General features: G+C 63.1%; 20 protein-coding genes. 4 read left to right on the top strand and 16 right to left on the bottom strand.

The annotated features are described in order from the left end of the window. Nucleotides 1-798: a mycofactocin-coupled SDR family oxidoreductase gene (locus KTR60_RS06805; protein WP_228401986.1), complete on the bottom strand. Its 798-nt coding sequence runs from the start codon at nucleotides 796-798 to the stop codon at nucleotides 1-3. Next, on the bottom strand, nucleotides 795-2,420 hold the full coding sequence (locus KTR60_RS06800) for a flavin-containing monooxygenase (RefSeq protein WP_007726712.1): 1,626 nt from the start codon (nucleotides 2,418-2,420) through the stop codon (nucleotides 795-797). The genes KTR60_RS06805 and KTR60_RS06800 overlap by 4 nt, the downstream gene beginning before the upstream one ends. A gap of 237 nt (nucleotides 2,421-2,657) precedes the next feature. Here KTR60_RS06800 and KTR60_RS06795 point away from each other — a divergent pair, with 237 nt between their 5' ends. Continuing rightward, nucleotides 2,658-3,098 (top strand): hypothetical protein, encoded by a 441-nt coding sequence (locus KTR60_RS06795; RefSeq protein WP_039972735.1) that lies wholly within the window; start codon nucleotides 2,658-2,660, stop codon nucleotides 3,096-3,098. 7 nt (nucleotides 3,099-3,105) lie between these two features. Here the strand turns inward: KTR60_RS06795 and KTR60_RS06790 are convergent, their stop codons facing one another. Next, entirely contained in the window at nucleotides 3,106-3,765 is a 660-nt protein-coding gene (locus KTR60_RS06790) for a response regulator (protein ID WP_058038556.1), read from the bottom strand. Between the two features lie 176 nt (nucleotides 3,766-3,941). Between KTR60_RS06790 and KTR60_RS06785 the strand changes: the two genes are divergently transcribed. Then, nucleotides 3,942-4,403, top strand: coding sequence for a hypothetical protein (locus KTR60_RS06785; RefSeq protein ID WP_007726708.1), 462 nt, complete (start codon nucleotides 3,942-3,944; stop codon nucleotides 4,401-4,403). A 91-nt stretch (nucleotides 4,404-4,494) separates the two neighbouring features. On the opposite strand, the gene KTR60_RS06780 is transcribed toward KTR60_RS06785, so the two are convergent. From KTR60_RS06780 to dnaK, 9 genes are all read right to left on the bottom strand, one after another. Next, nucleotides 4,495-5,670, bottom strand: coding sequence for an NADH:flavin oxidoreductase (locus KTR60_RS06780; protein WP_042452220.1), 1,176 nt, complete (start codon nucleotides 5,668-5,670; stop codon nucleotides 4,495-4,497). Between the two features lie 132 nt (nucleotides 5,671-5,802). Continuing rightward, nucleotides 5,803-6,522, bottom strand: a complete 720-nt coding sequence (locus tag KTR60_RS06775) for an ABC transporter ATP-binding protein (RefSeq protein WP_042452222.1) — start codon at nucleotides 6,520-6,522, stop codon at nucleotides 5,803-5,805. Further along, nucleotides 6,522-8,372, bottom strand: a complete 1,851-nt coding sequence (locus tag KTR60_RS06770; protein WP_003944379.1) for an ABC transporter permease subunit — start codon at nucleotides 8,370-8,372, stop codon at nucleotides 6,522-6,524. The genes KTR60_RS06775 and KTR60_RS06770 overlap by 1 nt, the downstream gene beginning before the upstream one ends. A 1-nt stretch (nucleotide 8,373) precedes the next feature. Then, entirely contained in the window at nucleotides 8,374-9,231 is an 858-nt protein-coding gene (locus KTR60_RS06765) for a branched-chain amino acid ABC transporter permease (protein ID WP_007726703.1), read from the bottom strand. Next, on the bottom strand, nucleotides 9,228-10,442 hold the full coding sequence (locus KTR60_RS06760) for an ABC transporter substrate-binding protein (RefSeq protein ID WP_007726702.1): 1,215 nt from the start codon (nucleotides 10,440-10,442) through the stop codon (nucleotides 9,228-9,230). Before KTR60_RS06760 ends, KTR60_RS06765 begins: the two co-directional genes overlap by 4 nt. 332 nt (nucleotides 10,443-10,774) lie before the next feature. Beyond that, nucleotides 10,775-11,185 carry a heat shock protein transcriptional repressor HspR gene (locus KTR60_RS06755; protein ID WP_003944355.1) on the bottom strand — a complete coding sequence of 137 codons (411 nt, stop codon included), beginning with the start codon at nucleotides 11,183-11,185 and terminating at the stop codon, nucleotides 10,775-10,777. Further along, nucleotides 11,182-12,354 (bottom strand): molecular chaperone DnaJ, encoded by a 1,173-nt coding sequence (gene dnaJ / locus KTR60_RS06750; RefSeq protein WP_003944329.1) that lies wholly within the window; start codon nucleotides 12,352-12,354, stop codon nucleotides 11,182-11,184. Before dnaJ ends, KTR60_RS06755 begins: the two co-directional genes overlap by 4 nt. 22 nt (nucleotides 12,355-12,376) lie before the next feature. Further along, on the bottom strand, nucleotides 12,377-12,973 hold the full coding sequence (gene grpE, locus KTR60_RS06745) for a nucleotide exchange factor GrpE (protein ID WP_003944430.1): 597 nt from the start codon (nucleotides 12,971-12,973) through the stop codon (nucleotides 12,377-12,379). After that, a complete protein-coding gene (gene dnaK, locus KTR60_RS06740; RefSeq protein WP_003944365.1) occupies nucleotides 12,970-14,823 on the bottom strand; it encodes a molecular chaperone DnaK in 1,854 nt (617 codons plus the stop codon). Before dnaK ends, grpE begins: the two co-directional genes overlap by 4 nt. A gap of 262 nt (nucleotides 14,824-15,085) precedes the next feature. Here dnaK and KTR60_RS06735 point away from each other — a divergent pair, with 262 nt between their 5' ends. Together KTR60_RS06735 and KTR60_RS06730 are read left to right on the top strand one after the other, a co-directional pair. Continuing rightward, a complete protein-coding gene (locus tag KTR60_RS06735) occupies nucleotides 15,086-15,661 on the top strand; it encodes a hypothetical protein (RefSeq protein ID WP_039972689.1) in 576 nt (191 codons plus the stop codon). Continuing rightward, nucleotides 15,658-16,662 carry a TIGR03617 family F420-dependent LLM class oxidoreductase gene (locus KTR60_RS06730; RefSeq protein ID WP_042452226.1) on the top strand — a complete coding sequence of 335 codons (1,005 nt, stop codon included), beginning with the start codon at nucleotides 15,658-15,660 and terminating at the stop codon, nucleotides 16,660-16,662. Before KTR60_RS06735 ends, KTR60_RS06730 begins: the two co-directional genes overlap by 4 nt. Before the next feature lie 19 nt (nucleotides 16,663-16,681). Here KTR60_RS06730 and KTR60_RS06725 read toward each other — a convergent pair whose 3' ends face one another. The 4 genes from KTR60_RS06725 to KTR60_RS06710 form a co-directional block, all read right to left on the bottom strand. Further along, nucleotides 16,682-17,326 carry an FMN-dependent NADH-azoreductase gene (locus KTR60_RS06725; RefSeq protein WP_076948793.1) on the bottom strand — a complete coding sequence of 215 codons (645 nt, stop codon included), beginning with the start codon at nucleotides 17,324-17,326 and terminating at the stop codon, nucleotides 16,682-16,684. Between the two features lie 23 nt (nucleotides 17,327-17,349). Then, nucleotides 17,350-18,933: an MFS transporter gene (locus tag KTR60_RS06720; RefSeq protein WP_007726692.1), complete on the bottom strand. Its 1,584-nt coding sequence runs from the start codon at nucleotides 18,931-18,933 to the stop codon at nucleotides 17,350-17,352. Nucleotides 18,934-19,037: 104 nt separating this feature from the next. Continuing rightward, complete coding sequence (locus tag KTR60_RS06715) at nucleotides 19,038-20,522, bottom strand: dynamin family protein (RefSeq protein WP_042452229.1); 1,485 nt, start codon at nucleotides 20,520-20,522, stop codon at nucleotides 19,038-19,040. Then, the gene (locus KTR60_RS06710) at nucleotides 20,519-22,387 is read right to left on the bottom strand and encodes a dynamin family protein (RefSeq protein ID WP_007726689.1); all 1,869 of its coding nucleotides are present in this window, start codon (nucleotides 22,385-22,387) and stop codon (nucleotides 20,519-20,521) included. Before KTR60_RS06710 ends, KTR60_RS06715 begins: the two co-directional genes overlap by 4 nt. Nucleotides 22,388-22,459: the final 72 nt, after the last annotated feature.

The following is a 22,459-nucleotide window of genomic DNA, read 5'->3' as shown; positions in this document are numbered from 1 at the left end:
TCACACTTTCTGGGTCAGGCCGGCGTCGACAATCAACTGACAGCCGGTCATGTAGCGGGACTCCGCGGATGCGAGAAACAGGACCGCATTACTGACGTCCACCGGATCGACCCAGGGAACGGGCAGCAAGTTGCGAGCGCTGAGCACTGCAGCAGCGTCTGCTTCGGTGGGATTCTCGATGTCCGGGCACAGGTTCGCGAACACTCGCTCGTTGATGATCATCGGGGTACGTACCGAACCCGGATGCACGGAGTTGACGCGGATACTCTGCGCCCCCAACTCGTTGGCCAGCGTTCTGGCCAGGCCCACCACGGAGTGCTTGGCTGCGCTGTAATGACTTGCTCCGGCAATACCTTTGATTCCCGCTGTCGAGCTGACCAGAACGACGGATCCACCGTCGCCGAAGTGCGGAACGCAGGCCTTGACGGTGTGCCACGCCCCGGTCAGATTGACGTCCAGCGAGCGGTTCCACACTGCAGGATCGATGGTCCACGACGGTCCCGGCGTGTCGTACACACCTGCATTCGCGACCACGACGTCCAACCCGCCGAGTTCGGTAACGCACTCGGCCACGACGGCGGCCAGACCGTCGAAGTCCCGAATATCCGCCACACCGGTGACCGCGACACCGCCTCGATCACGCACTGCCTGAGCGGTTTCCGCCAACCCCGATTGCGCCTGTTCGACATCCAACGCGATCACGGACGCGCCTTCCTCGGCGAGCCGCTCACAGTGTGAGCGTCCCATTCCGCCGGCAGCACCCGTCACGAGCACCCGCTTGCCCTCCAGCCGGCTCATGCGTGCACCGCGCTGTTCAGCTCGAAGCCTCGGTATCCCGCTGCTGCCACGTCTGCACAGATGTCGGAATAGACACCGAAGCCTCCGATGAAGGGCATGAATATCCTCGGCTTTCCCGGGATGTTGGCTCCCATGTACCAGGAGTTCGCGGATGGGAACAATGTTGCCGACGCCCGGCGTGAGCACTCCTCGAGCCAGTTGTCCACGGCTTCGGCACTCGGCTCGATGGTGTCGATGCCCGCCGAATCGAGGTGGTTGATCGCGTCGGCGATCCAGTCGACGTGCTGTTCGGCAGCGAGAATCATGTTGGACAGCACACTCGGGCTGCCCGGCCCGGTGACGATGAACAGGTTCGGGAAGCCGTGAACTCCCAAACCAAGATAGGTTCTCGGACCCGCATGCCAGTTCTCTCGCAAGGTCTCGCCGTTGCGGCCACGGATCTCGATGCGATCGAGTGCCCCGGTCATCGCATCGAAACCGGTGGCGAACACCAATGCGTCGAGTTCGTAGTGCGAGTCGGTCGTCTTGATCCCGGCCTCGTCGATTGCCTCGATCGGTGCGCTCTTGAGATCGACCAGGCTCACGTTGTCACGGTTGTAGCTCTGGTAGTAGTCGGTGTCCGTCACGATCCGCTTGGTCCCGATGGGGTGGTCGTTCGGGATCAGCAGGTCGGCGATGGCCTGATCTTCGACCACCGATCTGATCTTGGCCTCGGCAAATGCGGCCGCCGTCGCGTTGGCGTCGATGTTGCTGGTCTGGTCTGCGAAGGTTTTGGCGAACAGAACACCGCCGAGCTTCCACCGCTCCTCGTAGGCCGCGTTCCTCTCGGCCTCGGACACCTCGAGCGCGCTGCGAGGATCCGAAACGAACGGAGATCCACCGCCACTGCGCTTGGACAGCGCTCGACGCTCGGCGTAGTCGGCCTTGATCTCTGCGCGTCGTTTGTCATCGAGAGGCGTGTTTCCCGCCGGCACACTGTAATTCGCGGACCGCTGGAACACGAAGAGGTGATCGGCCTGCTCGGCGATCAACGGAACGGACTGGATGCCCGACGATCCGGTGCCGATCACTCCCACTCGCTTGCCGGTGAAATCGACGCCCTCGTGCGGCCAGAAGCCGGTGTGGAAGACCTCACCGCCGAAAGTCTCGCGACCTGCAATGTTCGGAACGTTCGCGGTCGAGAGGCTGCCCGTGGCGCACACCACGAACCGCGAGGTGACGTCATGACCACCGTCGGTGTGCACTCGCCACGTCGACGAGTCCTCGTCGAACTGTGCGCTCAGGACACGGGTATCGAAAGTGAACCCACTGCGTAGGTCGAAGCGATCGGCGACGTGATCGAGGTAGGACAGGATCTCCGGCTGCGCGGCGTACTTCTCGCTCCAGTCCCAATCCTGTTGCAGCTCTTCGGAGAACGAGTAGGAGTAGTCGAAACTCTCGACATCGCAGCGTGCGCCCGGGTAGCGGTTGAAGTACCACGTGCCGCCCACTCCGGAGCCCGCCTCGAAGCCGTGGACACGCAGCCCCTGCTCGCGAAGTCGGTGCATGGCGTACATGCCGGCGACGCCGGCGCCGATGACTACGACGTCGAGTGGTGCGGTGGAGAAGTCAGGATCGGTCATGGTGGCCACGCTACGAGTGGGTTGAATGGTAGAGGAACAGGTTCTCCCGCTGGGTGGGCGGAGCCTCCACCCCATGACACTGGGTGGGCGGAGAGCGCTGTGTCCACCGATCGGGGGACAGCGATGTCGTCCAGCACTCGGACCCGTAGGTGGACAGACCCGAAGGGATTTCGGGGCCATAGTTGTCTCATCACAGAAACACACGGTCACCGAGACCGACAAATCGAGGAGAACATGATGAGCACCAACACAATTCGACCTGAAGCACTTTCCTTCTCCGGCCTCAGCATGGCAGCTCTGGTTGCCCGCTCCGCCGGTGCGAACACGGTGAAGTCGATGACCGACACATCCGTCACGACGGCGATGATCAGCAATTCGGGTCGCGGGGCCCTGTATCTGGTCCACGCGTCCAATCCGAACGGCGACTGGGTCGTCCCGCCGGCGGACTACATCCTCCCCAACATGAACGTGAACGTTGTGGCCACGAGCAAGAACCAGAACGACTTCCCCATCGTGCTCACGTACCGCTCCGACGACGGTGGAGTGTTTGTCTTCAGTGCCACCAACTCGAAGACCAGGGCGGATGCCGGCGGTACGTACGCCCCCGACAGCCACGACGTCACGGTGACGATGACCTCGGGTTACCCGGCCATGAACGTCACGTACGTGCTTCGGTGACGCTTGCTCACTCCAACAATCCCTGCCGCATTGCAGCGGCGACGGCGGCGCCTCGATCGTTGACTCCGAGTTTCTCGTAGAGGCGCTGCACGTGGGTTTTGACGGTGGAGGGCGCAAGAAAGAGTTGTGAGGCAATGGCCGGGATGCTGGCGCCCTGCGCGATCAATCCGAGAACCTCACGTTCGCGGGCGCTGAGCGTCGGACCGGACGGTTCACTACGACGCCGAACCTCTCCTACCAATCCGGCGGCGATACTGGGCGGCAACACATCTCGTCCCGCAGCACAGTCGAGCACGGCGCTCACGATCTCGGCGCGAGTGGATTCCTTCGGCAGGAATCCGGCAGCACCGGCTTGCAGGGCCTGGTACACGACAGACGATTCGTCGTGAGCGCTGAGCAGAAGCACACGCGTCGGAAGCTCGTCTCGAACGACTGCGGCGGCGACCTGAGTTCCATCCAGGTGCGGCATCCGGAAGTCGAGCAGCGCGACCTGCGGGCGTAGTTCGCGGATCATTGCGAGCGCTGCTGCGCCGTCGTCGGCCTCGCCCAGGACGTCGATGCCGTCACTGCCGGTCAGAGCCCGAACCACGCCCTCACGGAACAGTGGGTGGTCGTCGCCGACCACCACGGAAACCTTGCCGGCCAGCGGCTTCGTGCCTTCGCGCATTGCTCACTTTCTCACGCCCGTACCAGCAATGCGAGCACTTACGCCTCCCCCGATCGGGGGACAAGAGATTCAACCCCGCCACGGCCCCGTCGGCGGACATACTGCAGCACTCATTCGCGACAAGATTGATTCATCGCCGAGAACGGCAACCACACACCATCCCAGGAGCAGACATCATGCGTACCAACACCACTCGCTTCGTAGCAGTCACCGCAATCGCCCTCGCTGTCGGCGGAACCGCACTGGGAACCGCAGCGATCGCCAACGCCGGCACCATGCCCACCGACGGCCCGACGGTTGCCATGACCATCACCAACAACACCGACAACCCGATGCTGCTGGACAGCGCGTCCAACCCCTACGGACAGTGGATCAACGGCCCCCGCTCCTACCTGGCCCCGCACACCACCGAGATCGTCACCGCCTACAGCAGCGATCCCCGCGGTATCGGTGTCGACGTCACCTACAACGTCGCCGACGGCGTCCAGACGGTCATGGCTGCCAACAACTACGTCGGCAACCCCACCCTCGACGGGACTCGCATCATCGGCGACCCGACGCACGTCATCCTCACCGACTACATGGCCACCGGCTACCCCACGATGAACGCCTCCTACGACGTCTTCACGCAGAACTGAACCAAGCGTTGATGCAACCACGAACTTGATCCGCTACGGCCCACGACCCGGTATCCGCATGGATGTCGGGACGTGGTGTGCGCTGACCAGCTCAGACGCGTTCGACCAACACGCAGCGGGCGCCACTGAAGATCGTGGGCATGCACTTGTTGCAGTGGATGCACAGTGATTGGGTATCGGATTCGGCCGCGATCCGATTGATCAGATCCGGTTCTCTGAGCAGCGCCCGTGCCATGGCGACGAACTCGAACCCTTCCGCCATTGCGGTATCCATGCCCGCTTTGTCCGTGACACCCCCGAGCAGCACGAGCGGCAACTTCACCGCAGCACGAATCTGCCGAGCCTCTTCCAGCATGAACAACGGCTTGTACGGATAGGTATGCAACATGCTCTTCCCCACCAACTGCACACCGAGTCGAACAGGTTGCGGCATCGCGGCGGCGAACTCGCGGATCGGCGCATCGCCCTTGAACAGGTACATCGGGTTGAGCAGTGAACTGCCCATCGTCAACTCGAGCGCGTCGACGCTTCCGGATGCTTCGAGCCACTGCGCCACCTGGATTGCTTCGTCCACCCAGAATCCGCCTGGCACACCGTCGTCCATGTTCAGCTTGGCCAAGATCGCGATCTTGTCACCGACGGCATCGCGCACACTGCGTGCAGTTTCGAGTACGACGCGAGCCCGGTTCTCCAGCGATCCGCCGTAGGAGTCCTTACGACGGTTGAGTTTCGGGCTCAGGAACGAGCTCGCGAAATAGTTGTGACCGAAGTGGATCTCGACGGCGTCGAATCCTGCCTCGACGGCAAGTCGCGCAGCGCTCCCGTGCGCGGCCGCAATTCTGGTGATGTCCGCTGTCGTGGCAGTGCGAATCATCCTCATGCTCAACGGATTGAACGAACTCGACGGTGCCAGCGCGGGCAGTCCGGTCGACTTCTGATTCGCCACGGGACCGGCATGGCCGAGCTGCGCCGACGCAGCAGCACCTTCGGCGTGAATGGCATCGGTGAGCCGCCGAAGCCCGGGGAGGGCATCGGGCCGCATCCAGAGCTGGCCGTATTCGGTGCGCCCTTCCGGTGCGACGGCGCAATACGCGACGGTGGACATCCCGACTCCGCCGGCGGCTGGGCGACGATGGAACTCGATCAGCTCGTCGGTGACCAGGGCGTCGGGAGTTTTGCCTTCGAATGTCGCGGACTTGATGATTCGATTTCGAAGGGTCACCGGGCCGAGCTTCGCCGGGGCGAGCACGTCGGGAGCAGTGGTCATCGAGTTTGCCTCTCGCGGGAGTTGTTTGCAGGACGGTAGATCGATGGCCCCGAGCCGGCTAGGGCCCGTGCCACGGAGCGGGAAACGGCTTCAGCCCGGCCGAGAAGGCCGGGCTGAAGTCGTCATTGCCGTTCAGACGCGTCCGAAGTACGCATCCTTGAGCACTGCCAGGTCGTCGATGTCCTTGGCATCGGCGTCGAGAACCACCTTGCCGATGTCGAGGACCGTGACATGATCGGCGACGCTCATTGCGGCCTCGACTGCCTGCTCGACCAGTAGAACAGCCAGGCCGGTTTCCTTGAGTTGTTGGACGCGGTCCATCACCTCACCGACGATCACGGGAGCGAGACCGCCCGAAGGTTCGTCGAGAAGGAGCAACCTAGGCTGCGCCATCAGCGCTGCGCCGATCGCGAGCATCTGCTGCTGACCGCCCGACATGGAACCGGCGGGAAGCGAACGCTTCTCCCCCAGGATCGGGAACATCTCGTACATCGATTCGACGGATTCCATAAGCTCGCCGCGCTTTGCCTTGCGGGTGTACCCGCCCAGCAGGAGGTTCTGCTCGACGGTCTGCTTGTGGAAGACCCGCTTGCCCTCCTGCACGTACGCCATCCCCTGTCGTACCCGTTTGTGCGCGGGGACTCCGGTGATGTCGGCGCCGTCCATCTCGACGGTTCCGAAGGCCACCTTGTTGAGGCCGGACAGGGCACGGAGCGTGCTCGTCTTGCCTGCGCCGTTGCGTCCGAGCAGGGCGGTCACCTGACCGGGATAGACGTCGAACGAGACATCCCAGACGACGCGCAGATCGCCGTACCCGGTCTGCAAGTTTCGGACCTTCAGAATCGGTTCCATCACTTCACCTCACTGGTCTGATGGTCTACCGCGCCGATTTCTTCGAGAAGTGCTTCTTCGTCACCGGACTTGACTCCGAGGTACTCGCTCAAGACGCGTGGGTGATGTTCGATGGTTGCCGCATCGCCGGTGGCGATCACCTGCCCTTGCGCCAGCACGACTATCTCGTCGGCCAGCGAGAGGACGAGGCGGAAGTTGTGCTCCACCAACACCACTGTCGCCCCGGCATCTCGCAGTACCCGGATCAGATCTGCCAGGCGTTCGAGTTCGTCCTCGTCGAGTCCGGATGCCACCTCGTCGAAGAGGACGACCCTCGGTTCGGCGATGACGGCGCGAGCAACCTCGAGCATGCGACGCATCCCCAGGGGCAGCGACGTCGCGATCTCGTTGCGCAAGTGCGACATCCCCACGAGTTCGAGGACACGCTCGGCCTCGACGATGTCGGCCTTCGCGATCCTGCGGAAGCTGGGCAGGCGAAGCACAGCCGACGCCATCGACGCTCGGTGCACCGAATAACGTCCGGATGCAACAGCTTCCAGAACCGTGATGTTTTCCGGAATCGTCGGAGTTTGGAACGTGCGCGCCACACCCACGCGCGCCACCTTGTGCGGCGACGACTGCGAGACCACCGTGTCACCGATCGTGATCACGCCCGCATCTGCGGTGTAGAAGCCGCAGATCATGTTGAGCATGGTCGTCTTACCCGAACCGTTGGGCCCGATCAACGCGGTGACCTTACCGGCCTCTGCGGTCAGGGTTGCCGCATTGAGCGCCTGGTTGCCACCGAACGCTTTGGACACTCCGTCGACCACCAACCGTGCTCCGTTGATCGGCGCCAGTTCCGGTGTCCCACCGCTGTTTTCCTTTGCAGTGACTACGCCCAGGCCGGCCTTGCGATCGAGTTTCGAGACGATCGCTCGCCCGACCTTGGTCAAACCCCCGGAGAGAAGCACACCGCCGATGATCAGGAAGCCGCCGTAGAAGATCAGCGAATACTCCTGGAACGCCGTCGACTGGTTGGGACCGAGCTGCATGATCGCGGCACCGACCACGGCGCCGTACACACTTGCCGCACCGCCGAGGATCGACGCCGCCAGAACTGCTGTGGCAAAGGTGAACCCGAAGGCTTCCGGCGAGATGAACAGGTCGGTGTTGGCGAACAGCGCACCCGCCAGACCGGCGGGGAACGCACCGATGGCATAACCGAGCAGCTTCATCCGGAACACCGATACACCCTGCGACGACGCCAGAACCGGCGACTGCTTGAGCGTGCGGAACGCGATGCCGTGCCGCGAGACCACCAGGTTACGCATCACCGCGAACCAGAGCACGGTCACGACGACGACCACCATGTAGTACTGCTGGGTGTCGAGTTCGGAACCGAAGAACGTCGGCGGCTCCATACCGGTGAGGCCGTTTCGGCCGCCGGTCTTGCCACCGAAGATCGCCAGTACGTCCGGTACCAGCAGAACCAGGAAGAACGACGTCATCGCCAGGGACCAGTTGCCCAGGCGCAGACCGGGAACACCGGTCAGGATTCCGACCGCCAGTGCCACTGCTCCGGAGGCAGCAAGCTGAAGCAGAATGTCGGTGTGACCTGCCTGGGACATCAGACCCGCGGTGTAGGCACCGGCCGCGTACATCGCTGCCTGGCCGAGTGCCAGTTCACCGGCAAAGCCGAGGCTCAAGTTCAGGCCACTGACCACAAGTGCCAGGATGCAGGCCAATTGAATCTGACGTGATGTCGACAGGTCGAGTCCCATCACGGGCAGCAGCAGGATCACCACGGCCAGGACGAGTGGGATGATCCAGCTCGGTAGGGAACGGAAAGTCCGCCACGCACTTACCATCTCACACCACCCGTTCTCGGACATTGCCGAACAGTCCAGCCGGTTTGACCATCAAGATGACGATCAGCACCGTGAAGACGGCGATATTGCTGTACTGACTTCCCGCCCACAGGGCGGTGAACGATTCCACCAGGCCGACGGTCAGACCGCCGATCAAAGCGCCAGGCAGAGAGCCGAACCCGCCGATCGCCAACGCCACGAATCCCTTGAGGGCCAACGCTGCACCCAACGTCGCAACTGCAAACGTCTTGGGGCCGACGAAGAGTCCGAGGACACCGGCCAAGGCACCCGAGAAGGCAAACGCTCCCAGTGCCAACCGTCGTACGTTGACTCCTCGCAGCATCGCCGCTTCACGATCCTCGGAGATGCCGATCAGAGCCAGACCCGTCATCGTTTTCTTCGAGACGTAACTCAACCCGACGACCAGTGCGATCGCCGCAACCAGCAGAGCGATCTCGACCGGGTAGGTACGGCCGCCGAGCAGGGTGATCGGTTCGTTCGATCCGAAGAACGGAACCGTGAGAGGTTCACTACCCCAGATCAATTGAGTGGCGCCGTTGAGCAGAGTTGCGACACCCAACGTCGTGACCAACTGGTTCTGGTGATCGGCCACCGGTCTGATCGCGACGATCTCCTCGACCGAGGCGAGGAGCATCACGGTCACGGTAGCCATGACGGCCACCACGAGAACGGGGAGTTTCAGGGTCACCAGACCCGTGTAGGCGACAAAGGTGCCCACCATCATCAGCTGAGCTTGAGCGAAGTTGAATGTGTTGGAGGAAACGAAAACGATGTTGTACCCGATGGCAACCAGCACGTAAACCGCGCCGAGCGCCAATCCGGACCACAGAATGGTCATGACGCAGCCGGGTTTCCGAACTGACCGTTGAGGATCTTCGTCGGGCTGATGAACTTCAGCTCGCTGGTGTCCGGGTTCGGGCCGTGGTTGTCGGAGCTGAAGTTGTAGCGCGAGAGGAATGCGGTCTTGGCATTCTCCTGGACCTCAGTGGTTTCCAGTGCTTCGGCGAGCTTCTTCGGATCGGTCGAACTGCCGACCTTCTCCGCTGCCGCCGCGACGAGGGGGAATGCGTCGTAGTTGTCCGCGAGGATCAGCGTCGACGGGATGGAGCCCAGCGAAGCCATCGTGTCCACCATCGTGTTGACGAGTGCGTTGTTCGGATCGAACACCGTGCTGCTGAACACCTGCGTCACCAGGTTCTTCACCTGCGGGGTGCCGAGCACACCGGCCGGCGGATCATTCGCGATCAGGTTGGTGGCAGACACCGAGGTGTTTCCGACCAGCGGCACGTCCCAGCCGAGTCGCTCGAGGCTTTGCAACACGTATCCGAGAGGAGCGCCGTACGCATCCAAGGCGATTGCCGCGGCGCCCGAATTCTTGAGCGACTGCAACTGCGCCGTCATGTCCAAAGCGGCGGCGTCGTACTCCTCGTTACCGGCGGCCTTCAGACCTGCGGATTGCAAAGCACTGGTCATTTCTTCGCCGAACAGCTCACCGTAAGCGGTGCTGCCGTGCAAGACTCCGACGCTGCTGTAACCCTTGGACTTCGCGTACTCGGAAATTCCGCGAGCGGTATCGGTCGCACCCGGAGCCAGATCGAAGTTGAGCGGGAACTTCGAGGGGTCCGTCGAATCGGGCGAGGGAGCCATGCTCATCGAGAGAATGTTGTTCTGCTTGAGGATCGGCAGAACCGCAGCCGCGATCGACGACGGACCCGAGTTCAGGTAGAGGTCAGGCTTGTTCCCCGAATTGATGGCTTCGCGCAGCTTGGTGACGGCGATGGTTGCGTCACCCGCGTCGTCCACCGTAGTGAGCTCGATCTGACGGCCACCGATCCCCCCGGCTTCGTTCTGGACCTGAACGCCCGCCTTGGTGGCGAGCAGCGAGGTCTGCGAATTAGCCGCGAGGACTCCCTGTGCACTGATCCCGCCGGTCAGCAGCACACGGTAGGGCGAGTCCGCACCTCCGTCGGACTCCGAAGAACCACTGCACCCTGCAAGAGCCAGAGCCGTCACGGCAACTGCCGCAACAAGAATGGGCCGACGATTCATGTCTGCACTCCTAGAACACATGTATGCACCGAACGTCAGGCGAATACCTGACGAAAGAATGATCGGCCGGTGGACGTGCCTGATTTCGAGCACCAGCCAACCAAGCACCCGCTTGATGATCTAGCAAGCAGTTGCTTGGGATGGAGCATAGAATGTGATCTGGATAACGTCAAACGCTGAAAAGTGGAGTCATGGAAGCGGACGCTATGCACATTGAGGCGGCGTCGACAGATCTCTTCCCGCTGGGTGGAAACGCCGAAACGGCTCCACGCCCTGGCGGATTCGACGAAATGAATCCGACAGGGCGTGGAGCCGTTTGTGTAAAGGTCCGACTATCGCTGGTTGCGGGGCTTCCAGACCACCAACGCGTTGTTGCGCGGAATCGGCACGAGATCCCGGCGATAGCCCGCATGGACTTTCGCGATCTCCTCGGCCAATTCGCGGACGCGATGCTGCAGAGCCTCGACCTGGTTGGTCAGTTCGATGATTCGTTTGATTCCGGCAAGGTTGACTCCCTCGTCCTGCGAAAGCCGTTGTACTTCACGAAGAAGCGCAACATCGCGCGGGGAGTAGCGTCGTCCGCCACCGGTGGTTCGATGCGGGGTGACCAACCCGAGTCGGTCGTAGTTACGCAAAGTCTGCGCGTGCATTCCGGCCAACTCGGCTGCCACCGAGATCACGAAGATCTGAGCGTCAGGATCGACCGTCGCATCCCATTGATTCTGCGGTCGCTCTGTCATCATGCACCGGCCCACCCGGCCCGTGGATCGAACCCGCTCGCCTTCTCGGCTTCGAGATAGGTTTTCAGCGCTTCGATCGCCGGGTCGTCCAACTTCTGCGGAACGGATACCTTGACCGTGACCAGAAGGTCACCGGCACCGTCCGGCCGCTTGGGGATACCGCGTCCGCGAACTCGCAGAATGCGTCCGTCCACCGTTCCAGCCGGAACCTTCACTCCGACACGGCCTTCCAAAGTCGGCACGGACAGTGTCGTTCCCAGCACCAGCTCGCCGTAGCTCACCGGAACCGTCAGTGTCAGGTCGTCGCCGTTGCGTCCGAAGACACTGTCCGGCTTGACGCGGATGTTGACGAACAGGTCGCCGGCCGGAGCGCCGCGGAGTCCCGCTTCGCCCTTGCCCTTGAGTCTGATCTTCTGACCGTCGCTCACACCGGCAGGCACGCGAACCGTGATGGTCCGTGTGCGATTGGTGACTCCGCTACCGTGGCAGTCTTCACACGGCGAGTCGATGATCGAGCCGGTTCCCCGGCAATCGTCACACGGCTCACTGAATCCGAAGGCGCCCTGGTTCCGGCTGACCACGCCGGTTCCGTTGCAATGTGGGCACACTCGCGGGCTGGTGCCTGGCTTTGCGCCGCTGCCGTGACACGTGGTGCACGACGTAGGGCTGGTCAGACGAAGAGGGACGGTGACACCGAGCGCTGCTTCACGAAAGGCGAGCGTCGTCTCGGTCTCGAGATCCTTGCCTCGACGCGGGCGGTTGGGCGCAGCTGTTCGCTGGCCCGCTCCCCCGCGGTTGAACAATCCGCCGAAGATGTCTCCGAGACCCGAGTCCTGCCCACCGGCCCCGCCGCCGAACAGGTCGTTGATGTCGAAACCACCAGCGCCGGGGTTGAATCCGCCGCCGCCCTGCGCGCGGGGGCCGAAGCCGCCGCTGGCAAAGAGGCGCCGAGCCTCGTCGTACTCCTTGCGCTTGTCCGGATCAGACAGAACGGCATGAGCTTCACTGACGGACTTGAAACGCTCTTCGGCCTTCGCATCGTCAGGGTTGGCGTCGGGATGAAGATCCCGAGCCAGCTTGCGATACGCCTTCTTGATTTCGTCGGCCGTCGCGGTGGACGAGACGCCCAGCTCCTTGTAGAAGTCCTTCTCGATCCACTCCCGTTGACTCACTGGGCGTCTCCTCCTCTCACTGTTACTTCGCTTCTTGTTCTGAACCGTCTGCAGGCTTGTCGCCTACCCGGTCCGTCACGGCCACCATTGCGGTCCGAAGGACCCGGTCGCCGAGCTTGTATCCCTTGCGCATGACCGTCCCGAGTACCGGGTCGTGGCCTTCGCCTTCATGTTGCACCGCTTCGTGGAGTGCGGGATCGAAATCGTCACCCTCGCTACCGAAGTCGGTCAAACCCAGACCCGTCAGGGTCGTGTTGAGTTTGTCTGCGAGTGCACGCAGTGGACCCGATTCGAGGTCACCGTGTGCCCGAGCGCGATCCAGGTCGTCGAGAATTCCGATGAGCTCGGTGATGACCGAAGCCCGCGCGGTTTCCTTGATGACCTGCTTGTCACGCTCGACGCGACGACGGTAGTTGGTGAACTCCGCCTGAAGTCGCTGCAGATCCGCAGTCCGTTCGGCGAGCTGATCGGTGGCGGATGCTTCCTCCACGATCGACTCTGCTTCCTGAACTACCCCTGTGTCTTCCGAGTCGAGCGGCGGCAGGGATTCCCCCGCCGCCTCTCCCTGTGCACCGGTCTCGGGGTCGACCGGGTTGTTCTCGGGGTTGTCCGAGGTCACTTCTTGTCCGAGTCGGTGGGCTCGTCGACAACCTCGGCGTCGACGACGTCGTCGTCATTGCCTGCGCCGTCGGTGTTTCCGGCCTCGTTTGCAGCGGAAGCCTCGTAGATGGCCTGGCCCAGAGCCTGCGACTCGGTGCCCAGCTTCTCCACTGCGGTCTTCACTGCAGCGATGTCGGTGCCTGCCAGGGCGTCGTTGACGTCCTTGACCGCTGCCTCGACCTTGGTCAGGATCTCCTCGGAGACCTTGCCCGCGTTCTCACCTTCACGCTGCTCCTTGACGAACTTCTCCGTCTGGTGGACCAGCGACTCGGCCTGGTTGCGAACCTCTGCCTCTTCGCGACGGGCCTTGTCTTCCTCGGCGTGAGCCTCGGCATCCTTGACCATGCGCTCGATCTCTTCCTTGGACAGACCGGAGCCGTCCTGGATCTTGATCGTGTTTTCCTTGCCGGTGCCCTTGTCCTTCGCCGTCACGTGCACGATGCCGTTGGCGTCGATGTCGAAGGTGACCTCGATCTGCGGAACGCCACGCGGGGCGGGCGGCAGATCGGTGAGCTCGAAGGAGCCGAGCAGCTTGTTGTGCGAAGCGATTTCGCGCTCACCCTGGAAGACCTGGATCTGCACCGAAGGCTGGTTGTCGTCAGCGGTGGTGAAGGTCTCGGAACGCTTCGTGGGGATCGTGGTGTTGCGCTCGATGAGCTTGGTCATCACGCCACCCTTGGTTTCGATGCCGAGGGAAAGCGGCGTGACGTCGAGGAGCAGAACGTCCTTGACCTCACCCTTGAGCACACCGGCCTGGAGTGCGGCGCCGACGGCGACGACCTCGTCCGGGTTGACGCCCTTGTTGGGCTCACGGCCACCGGTCAGTTCACGAACCAGATCGGAGACGGCCGGCATACGGGTGGAGCCACCGACGAGCACGACATGGTCGATGTCCTTGACGGCGATTCCGCTGTCCTTGATCACTGCCTGGAACGGCGCACGAGTGCGATCGAGCAGGTCCGAGGTGATCTTCTGGAACTCGCTGCGGGTGAGCTGCTCGTCCAGGAAGAGCGGGTTCTTGTCCGCGTCGACCGTGATGTACGGGAGGTTGATGGAGGTGCTCTGCGAGCTGGAGAGCTCGATCTTCGCCTTCTCCGCAGCCTCACGCAGACGCTGCAGGGCCATCTTGTCCTTGGTCAGATCGATGCCGTTCTGAGCCTTGAACTTGTCGACCAGCCAAGCGACGACGCGCTCGTCCCAGTCGTCGCCACCGAGGTGGTTGTCACCGGAGGTTGCGCGAACCTCGACAACACCGTCGCCGATTTCGAGCAGGGAGACGTCGAAGGTGCCGCCACCGAGGTCGAAGACCAGAATGGTCTGCTCGGTGTCACCCTTGTCGAGTCCGTATGCCAGTGCAGCCGCGGTGGGCTCGTTGACGATACGAAGGACGTTGAGGCCGGCGATCTGGCCGGCTTCCTTGGTTGCCTGACGCTGTGCGTCCTCGAAGTACGCGGGGACGGTGATGACGGCGTCGGTGATGTCTTCGCCGAGGTAAGCCTCCGCGTCACGCTTGAGCTTCATGAGCGTGCGGGCGCTGATTTCCTGCGGCGTGTACTTCTTGCCGTCGATTTCCACGTTCCAGTCAGTGCCGATGTGGCGCTTGACGGAGCGGAGGGTGCGGTCGACGTTCGTGACTGCCTGGTTCTTCGCGGGCTGACCGACGAGAACCTCGCCGTTCTTGGCAAATGCGACCACCGAGGGGGTGGTACGTGAGCCTTCGGCGTTGGCGACCACTACGGGCTCGCCGCCCTCCAGCACTGCAACTACCGAGTTGGTCGTACCGAGATCGATACCGACTGCACGAGCCATAGTGTTCCTACCTTTCGTTCTGCGGTTCTCTGCCCGAGTGGTTGATCTCGAACATGACCGCGAGTTTTTCGCTTGGTGAGCGTCCTCCGCTCAAGTTTGCCTCCGACCGTGGCCGGGAGTCAACTTGAAGTTGAGTCGAGGGCGCTCAAGCTTGTCGAAATGGTCAACTACAGCCCACGTAGATTTGTTCCCGCCTTCCCCGAAAAGCCGGAAAAGTGCGCCACATCACTTCCGTATCTCTCCGAATGGCTAGGATCGGCCGGTGACCGATCCCGACAATTCTCCCGCGCGACCTCCTCGCCCGTCACCTCCACGCCCGGCACCCGAGCGACCCGACGTCTCGGTTCGGCCGCTCCGACCTGCAGCGAGCGACGAGACACCCAAAGCCGTGACATTGTCTACCTCTGCCTGGATCGGCTCGTTCGTCGTCCTGGCCGGAATCGCCGGAGTGGTAGTCACCAGCCTCGACGACGTCCGGTCGGCTCTCGAAGAATCGACTGCGCGCGACAATCCCGGATACTCGTCCACCGACATCTCCGATGCCGTGACCGTCGTACTCGCGGGCAGCGGCGGCGGCGCTCTCGTCCTGGTCCTGCTCGCACTCATGAGCCTTCAACTCCTCCGCGCACGCAAGAACGCCGGGCGGGTGATGACGGCGATCGTGGGAGTCGTGAGCATCGCGGCCGGACTCGGCTTCATGTCTCTGGTCGACGGCGCAGCAGACATCGGCGCCGGAGTTCTGAGATGGGGTCCGATTCTCTACTGCGCCCTGGTCGCGGTGGCGGCGATCGCTCCGTTCGCTCCCGGTGTCAGCACCTGGCTGCGGGGACGCCGATGAAGGTTCACGTACAACTGGACTCCGCGCCGGGCGCGGGCGCTGCTCGTAGCCGTGAACTCGCGGAGACCGGCGCCGGTGGCCTGTTCACGTTCGAGGGACCACACGACGTGTTCTTCCCGCTCGTCGAAGCAGCATCGGCCGTCGACCTCGACCTGATGACCAACGTCGCCATCGCATTCCCCCGCAGTCCCATGCATCTGGCGCATTCGGCCAACGACCTGCAGTTGCTCAGTCGCGGCCACTTTCGACTGGGTCTCGGATCGCAGATCAAACCGCACATCGAAAAACGCTACAGCGCAACGTGGTCGCGTCCGGCGGCCCGCATGAAGGAGACGGTCGCAGCGGTCAAGGCGATCTTCACTGCGTGGGAGAACACCTCGACGCTGAACTTCCGCGGCGAGTTCTTCACCCACACGTTGATGCCTCCGACGTTCGATCCCGGCCCCAACCCCTATGGGCCGCCGCCCATCCTGATGGGTGCGCTCGGACCGGTGATGACCAGGACGGCTGCCGAGGTGGCCGACGGACTACTGGTCATGCCGTTCCACACGCAACGTCATTTCCTCGAACGAACACTTCCGGCCGTCGATGCCGGTCTTCGCGAATCCGGCCGCACCCGAGACGAATTCACGATCATCCCGCAGGTCATCGTCGGCGTCGGCCGCGGCGACGATCAACTTGCCGCGGCCGCCAGAGGCGTCCGAGCCCTGCTCTCGTTCTACGGTTCGACGCCCGCATACCGTCCGGTGCTCGACGTCGAAGGGTGGGGCGAGGTCCAACCGGAACTCAATGCCCTGTCGAAGCGAGGTGGCTACACCGAGATGGCGTCGCTGATCACCGATCCGATGCTGACCACACTCGCCGTCGTCGGCACTCCCGAAGAGTGCGCCACCGAGATTCGGCGGCGGTTCGGCGAACATGCCGACGAAGTGTGCTGCTATTTCCCCGGTTACGACGTAGAACCGTCAGACGTGGCGTCGATGATCTCGTCTCTCACCTGAACCCGGTCGAACTTCTTGATCAGGCCCCCAGGATACGGGCCAGCTCGGTCAACGACTCCCGGGCAGCACGCAGGCTCGCGTCACCCTGCTCGATCAGAGGTGCCATCGCCGGAATACGTTGCGCCAAAGTCAGTTCCGCGGTGATGACGGAGACATCCATTCCCATCGACACCCCGAGCACCTGAACGAGTGGCGGGACGGTGTGATCGTTGGCCTCGTTTCCCGAGCCCGGCGCATAGGTGTTTCCGCGGCTGGAGACGATCACCACCGGCTTACCTGCCAGAGGCTGAGTACGCGTGTCGAAAGGCACCGTAGTCCCCAGGACGTGTACGTAGTCGATCCACGCCTTCAACGTGGACGGGATCGACCAGTTGTACATCGGCGCACCGATCACGACGACGTCTGCAGCGGTAAGTTGCTCGATGACCCGAGCCTGGAGTGCTTCCGCGGCGGGATCCGGAATCTCGCCCTCGACTCGCAAGCGTGGTGCATAGTGCAGGGCCGCGTCCGCGAGGTGCGGCAAGGGATCCCGGTGCAGGTCCAACGTCACCGTCGTGTGATCCGGACTGTTCTTCGACCACTGCTGAGCGAACAGTGCGGTCAGATCACGTGAGGTCGAGTGGTGGAGTTCGGCGGACGAATCGATGTGAAGTAGCTGTGGCATCCCTCATCACTACCAGAGCGCGCTCAACTCTTCTCCGCGGCTAGATCGGATTCCGCTGCGTACTGCGCCAGCAGGACTCGTTCGCGCTCGCGACGCGGATAGAAGAACGTCACCACCGCGGCACCGGCACACACGATGATGATCGCCGCGATGTAGGCGTTTGTATCCCCGTCCAGGAAGGCGTTTTTGGCGGCGGTCATGATTTGGTCCGCGTATTGCGGGTAGCGTTCCGCGAGAACTTCGGCGCTGGAGAAGGATTTGGTGAGCGCGGCCTGAGTTTCGGGAGTCACTTCGGATGCGTTCGGCGAGGACGAGATCGCATTTCCCAACGATTTTGCGTACCCGGCCGTGAGTATTCCGCCGAGAATCGACTGCATGATGGCGCCGCCCAGGTCGCGTTGCAGGTCCGAGGTTCCCGACGCCATACCAGCGCGGTGCACGGGAACGGATCCGGTCAGCGAACGCGATGCCGGTGTGCCGGCCAGACCGACGCCGATGCCGACAAGCGCATAGGCCAGCGCGACCTGCCAATACTGTGTGCTTTCGTTCCACAGGAACAGCGCGACGAACAAACCGAGAACCACGAACAGGTAGCCGGCGAGCAGCGTGACGCGGGCGCCGTACCTTTCGATCATGGTCGCCGAGCGCGGCGCGACGATCACCATCGCCAGCGCAGCCGGAATGATCGCCGCACCGGCTGCCAGCGTCGAGTACCCGAGGACGTTCTGCAGGAACTGCTGGCCGATGAACATCGCGCCCATGAGCGAACCGAACACGACCAACCCACCCACCGCCGCGACCCAGAAGGTCGGGCGCGCAGCTACGTGAAGATCGAACAGCGGATTGGCCGCGCGTCGCTGTTGCAGGAAGAACCCGATACCCGCGACAACTGCTATCGCCCCGAGCACCAGAGCCAACGTGCCCGAACCCTTCACCGGCGCAAAGTTGATGGACAACACCAGCGCCCCGATGAAGACGATCGACACTATGCCGCCGAGGTGATCGACTCGCTCGGTCGTCTCGTTGACGTGAGCGGGAACCAACACCAGGGAACAGATCAGTGCCACAAGGGCCAAGGGAAGGGTGACAAAGAAGACCGAACCCCAGTGAAACTGCTCGAGCAGCGCCCCCGAGACGATCGGACCGAGTGCTGAAATCGCGCCACCGATTGCCGACCACATGGCAATCGCCTTGGTTCGTGCCGGTCCGGCCCACAACGCCGTGATGATTGCCAGCGTGGTCGGGAACGCCAGACCTGCCGAGACGCCTCCGACTATCCGAGCGAGGAACAGCACTTCGAAGTTCCCGGCGAATCCCGCCACGATCGACGCCGGAATGGACAGCGCCATGCCGGTGACCAGCAACATCTTGCGGCCGTATCGGTCTCCCAAGGCCCCCAGGTAGAGCACCGTTCCGGCCAGGCCCAGCGAGTAGCCGACCGCGATCAGGTTCAGTTGCGTCTGACTGGCGTCGAAAGCCCGCCCGATATCGGGCAAAGCGACATTCGCGACCGAGAGATTGAGGTTCGCGACCGCAGCGACCAGGATGAGCGTCCCCAGGACGAGGGTGGCTCGATCCGGTGAAGCGGACTTGATGTCACTCGCCATGCGCGTGCTCCCATCGAGGTGGGACCCGAACCTGGGAGTTATGTCCGGATCATCCCGAACTCAAGATAGAACCCTCGTCCGGCGCTCGCATAGTGAACGGGTCCCTATTCGGGCACAATTTCAGCCAGGACGCCCTCGGCGCTGCGGGCGGCGACCAGGCAGGCGCGCGAGGTGAACCTGTCGAAGAGCGGATGTCTGGACAACTCGCGCCATCTGCGGACAGCCGCCGTGGCCCGCGCACGCTGCACCTCCGGCGATTCTTCCGGTTCGCAGCCCAACCGGTCACTTGCCCGGATTCCGTAGCCGCCGATCAGTCTTTGCAGTTGTGCCAGGTCGTCGGGTGGCAGATCCGTGTGTACCGAACGAAGACGCCCGAGCAGGCGAAGTTCGTGAAAGCCGTGAACATCGGCAAGCAACCGTTGCGCCTCCGCCGCGATCTGATCGCCTTCCTCGCTCGGATCGGCTTCGAGGATTCTTCCCAGCGTCACCAGCGCCGTGTGCGATTTGAGCTGATCTGCCCGCTGCCCGAATTGAACGTCGATCACCTGACGCAGTTCGTCCAGGCCGCTGCGCTCCAACAATTCGGCCGCCAGGGACGGTGAATCAGTGGCCCCCAACTTGATCGACGTCACGGCGAGGCGAATTCCGAAGAGCCCGAACCGATCGGCCAATTGCGCCCGCATGGCCGCATCGACCGGCAGCGGACTGTCCTGCCTGGCAAAGCGATCCGCGGAGAGGAGCGCAAGGCTCAGATCCTCGGCCGGAACCTGCGCGAGCGCCGAGAAGGCCGCGAACTCGCTCTGCCTCATCGTCCGAGCAGCGAGCGCGAGCAGACCTGCCACCGGAACCACCGACTGGCACAGGCCGGTTCGCTCCAACTCCTCGGCAAATCGCGCCGCGACGTCCTTCGCCGAAGACAACGCGTCGAGCCTGCCTGCGCCGACCTCATCGGCACGCGAGAGAACTCCGATCACTCCGAGTGGCCCGGATTCTCCGCCCACGTGATCCGCGATCTTCCCGAGGAACTGCATGTCACTGGCGTTGAGAGCCCGCAGGAGGTAGACCACTGCATCCGCGCCTGGTGCCTCACCGTCGGGAACGAGCATGTCCCAGGTGCGGGCCGAGACCTCGGTCGAGAGCGACGAGGTGCCCGGTGTGTCGATGATCGTCGTACGAGCCAATGCCGAAGACGGCCAGTCGACGTCGATGCGGTCCACCGAGTCTGCGGTGTACTCGCCCAGATCGAACGTGAGCCTGCCGTCGCGGCGCGTCACCGGCACGTTGAACTCGGCACCGTTCTCGGCCGTCGCGGTCACCTGCGGCGTCGTCCCGTTCCGATACCAGGTGACGACGCGTGTGCATTCCGTCGCGTCGGTAGGCGCTATATCCTGTCCGACAAGCGAATTGAGCAGCGTCGACTTACCCGCTTTGAGGGAGCCGGCGAGCGCCACCCGGAGTGGCTCGTCGAGCCTGGCCGCACATTCTTCCAACTGGGCGCGCGTCTGCGGCTGATCGGCGTAGGCACGTCTGGCGTGGTCGATCAGGGCGTGTGCCGACTCCACTGCGGTCACGGTGGTCGTGGCATTCATGCGTTGGTCACCTTTGCCGAGGCAGGAGCGGGAGTTTCGCCGATCAGCGTTCCGGCAACGGCGTCGAGCTCCGCGACGACGCGCATGTCGGTCTCCAGACGCTTGATCCGAGCGGCATGTTCACTCGACTCCAACTGCGCGGCTTCCTGAGTGGCGCGGAGGGATTCGTTGATCGAGCGCAACGCCTGCTCGGCGATGTCGGTGAAGTGATCACGCAACAGCCGCTGCACCAGGCGTAGGCGATCCTTCGACTCCTTGCCCACCTGGAAGCTGACGTCGTCGGCAAACCGTCGGATGGCCGCTTTCGCCTCAGCGCGACGCTTGAGTACCTGAGCCTGCTTGTCTTCACGATAAGCCTTGGTGCCCAGCAGAACCCCGGCGCCGATGGAGATCGGGTTGACCAGAGCCATGCCCATCATCGTGGTGATCAAGCCGAACATGAGCACGCCGCCGTACGAGCCGCGCATGCCGACCAGGACTTTCTGAGTGATGCCGATTCGGCCGGATTCGAGGTCCGCCAATGCACCGACCGGTTCCAGGAAACCGTCGGTGTCGGCGACGTCGAGATGCGGGAGCGCGACGTCACCGGTCTCCGCAAAGTGCTGCGCCACAACTTCTGCCAGCCACTGTGCGCGATCATGCGCCCACACGAAGTTGTCACCGATCGCGGTGGCGATCTCCTGTTCGAGCCACTCCCCCACGACGTCCCAGTCCTTACCGGGATCGCCTTCGTCGACCGTCTCCTCGGCCTGGCGGGTCACCCGGCGCAACCGGTCCCGGAGGTCGTGATCGATGTCGGCGGCAAGGTCTGCAATGCCGTCACCGAGGCTCTGCTGCCACAGTGAGGTCTTCTTGTGCAGTTCCTCGGCCGCTGCCCGGGCACGCTGCAGTCCCGCGACCGCTGCCTGAGCGGTCGACGGATCCTTCAGCGCCGCAAGCTCACTGCCCATCTCCAACGTCAGATGTGCTGCCGCAGAACGCACATCCATCGCAACTGCGCGTCGAGTATTCGATTCGGCACGCGCAACGACGTTGTCCCGCAAGAACTGATAGAGGTCCAAGAATCCGGATTCCGCTTCGAGTTCCTTGTCCCCCAGCCTCAGCGCGTGCGAGCGCAGTACCGAGGAGATCGGAATGAGCGGCAGATCCAAGCCGGCACGCTGGAGATGTCCGCGATCGGCGTCGAGGATCTGCCGCCAGTGCGGGTACAGATCGGTCTTGCTGATCAGCCCGGCTACCGCAGGACACAGATTGACGACCTGGCGGATGAATCCCAGCTCCGGTTCGGTGAACTCCTGGCTGGAGTCCGACAGCACCAACACTGCATCGGCCGCAGTGATCAATCCCAATGTTCCTGCAGCATGAGGATTTCCGTGACCGCCGACACCGGGAGTGTCGATCAGAACCAAACCGTCGGCCAACAGCGGACTGGGAACACCCACTTCCACACGCAGAACCTCACGCCCTTCGGCGCGAGGCGTGGCCGGGGTGATCCCCATCAGTTCCTCGAGCGGGAGGGGCACCCGAATGGGCGCCGCACCCGGATCGGCGAGAATCAGTTCGGCGACCGCGGTCTCCGCGTACTGAACTACCGTCGCCACGGCAGTGGTCTCGTCGTCACCGACCGAGCACACATCGATGCCGAGCAGAGAATTGACGAACTGGCTCTTGCCTTGCTTCAGGGGTCCGACCACCACGATGCGAATACGCGGGTCGTTGACTCTCACCTGAGCGTTCTCGAGTCGGCGCACCAGATCCGTGCGCCCGAAATCCTTCGCCACGACGGCTGTTCGTTCGAGCAACGACGCCGTCGACGACGCGACGCGCGCCTTCCGGCTGCTTACCTGACTCGCTGAATCACTCATGAGCTACGTTGACCCGCAATTCTTCCCGACTCGAATATCCGGCCCTGCGAACGCATAGCGCACGCAGGGCCG

Source organism: Rhodococcus sp. C1 (genome assembly GCF_020809065.1).
Classification (GTDB): Bacteria; Actinomycetota; Actinomycetes; order Mycobacteriales; family Mycobacteriaceae; genus Rhodococcus_F; species Rhodococcus_F qingshengii.
Note: the sequence above shows the minus strand (reverse complement) of the source record. Positions and strands in the feature narration are given on the sequence as shown.